Origin of the sequence: Nocardioides sp. CPCC 206347, from assembly GCF_048654605.1 — a bacterium.
GTDB lineage: Bacteria > Actinomycetota > Actinomycetes > Propionibacteriales > Nocardioidaceae > Nocardioides.
The window spans coordinates 1-1,384 of the sequence record NZ_JBMCYZ010000016.1; the positions used below are offsets into that span (position 1 = coordinate 1).

Genomic DNA, 1,384 nt, shown 5'->3' on the forward strand with positions numbered 1-1,384 from the left:
CTGAACAGCTTCGGTTGATGGGTGACAGATCAGTGTCGGTTGATCGTTGACACTCAGTTCTGAACTTTACGGCGGCGTTGGCCGCCGGGAACTTGTGCTCGTTTGACTCTCACCTCCCCTGTGGTGGTCCTGGCCTGGGTGCGGAGCAGGTGGTCGCCGTCGTAGAACTGCAGGACGTCTTCGGTGACCCAGACGTCGATGTTGCTGCCCGCGGCGGCGACGCCGAGGCAGACCTGTTGCCAGTTCACGCACACCACGCCGAGTTTGCTGGCGCGGCGCGCGACCCAGGTCCCCTCACCGCGTCCGGTGTCGGGACGACCGGATTCCCTGGTCGCTTGGATCGCGCGGATCGTGATGGCGGGTGCGGGTTGCTCGCGGAAGAACCGCGACGCGGGGGTGGCCATGTCCAGCCCCTGGTGCGGCCGGTTGGTGTTGTAGTCAGCGACCCATTCGTCGAGCTCGGCTTGGGCCTGCTCGAGGCTGGCGAAGGTCCGGTCGGTGCGGAACTCGGTGCGCAACGCGCGGTGGAACCTCTCGATCTTTCCCGTGGTGGTGGGGGAGTGGGGCTGGGTCAGCCGGTGGGTGATCGCGTTCTCCCGACAGATCCGGTCGAACAGCACCTCGGCCGGTGGCCGGTTGAATCGACCGGTGAACACCTTCCCGTTGTCGGTCAGGATCTCCTCGGGGATCCCGTAGGTGGTCAGGGCCAGGGCCAAGCCGTCGCATACGCGCTGGGAGGACTCGCGCAGCATCAAGAACGCGCTGACACAGAACCGAGAGTGGTCATCGACCCCGGTCAGTGCCTTTGCCCGGCGGCCATCGGCCAGGGCGAATCCGCCGACCACGTCCATCTGCCACAGCTCCATGGGCTTGCCGCGTTCCCACCGTTTCCACTTGCGGTCGCGCGGTCGTCGGGCGGCCGGGTCGATCAGCGACAACCGCACCAGCGCCCGGTAGACCGCGGAAACCGACGGCAGCGGGTCCACGTCCCTCTTGCCCAGTTCGTAGACCAGCCGCTTGGGTCCCCAGGTCGGATGTGAGCGCCGTAGTTCGGCGATGGCGACCTCGACGACTCCGGGCATCTGGTGCGGGCACGATCTGGGTCGGTGCGAGGCGTCGCCGAGGTTCTCGATCCCGCCGGCTTCGTACTTGCCCAACCAGGCATGCACTGTCTGTCGTGAGACCCCGAACCGGGCCGCGACGTCCTTGACCGTCTCGCCGTCGCTGATCACTGCCAGCACGGCCTGATAACGCTGTTCAGCCACACTCATCTCCCGCATGCCGGGAGTGTCAAGCCTCAACCGGAGCAGCCGTCAAGCATCAGCCGAACATGTGTAAGGCCTCAGCCGAAGGTGAACCGTCAACCCTCAACCGAGACAACACA

Annotated in this window: 1 protein-coding gene; it reads right to left on the minus strand. The window is 65.8% G+C overall.

Annotated features, from left to right (window positions below):
* Nucleotides 1-53 precede the first annotated feature (53 nt).
* Nucleotides 54-1,280 (minus strand): IS481 family transposase, encoded by a 1,227-nt coding sequence (locus ACOACQ_RS24065; protein ID WP_420289426.1) that lies wholly within the window; start codon nucleotides 1,278-1,280, stop codon nucleotides 54-56.
* Nucleotides 1,281-1,384: the final 104 nt, after the last annotated feature.

What these genes read in the sequence shown, in the direction of transcription:
- ACOACQ_RS24065 (WP_420289426.1), bottom strand. Translation starts at nt 1,280, where the DNA reads ATGCGGGAGATGAGTGTGGCTGAACAGCGTTATCAGGCCGTGCTGGCA.